Raw genomic sequence first — 221 nt, forward strand, 5'->3', positions numbered from 1 at the left:
GCCAGCCCGGCGCGGAACCGGTCGCGCTTGGCTTGGTAGAACCCTGGCAGTTGCAGGTAGGGCGCCGGGTCGGCCATGTAGGCGGCCAGGGCGTGCTGCATGGGCGTGTTCACGGTGAACACGTTAAACTGGTGCACCTTGCGGAATTCCGCCATCAGCGGTGCCGGGGCCACCACATGGCCCACCTTCCAGCCGGTCACATGGTAGGTCTTGCCAAAGCT

1 protein-coding gene is annotated in these 221 nt (G+C 65.6%); it reads right to left on the reverse strand.

Features of this window, described 5'->3' with window-relative positions:
* On the reverse strand, positions 1–221 hold a 221-nt coding region (locus tag HA630_RS00200), incomplete at both ends, for an aminotransferase class I/II-fold pyridoxal phosphate-dependent enzyme (protein WP_166831974.1).

The organism is Aquabacterium sp. A08, from assembly GCF_011742065.1.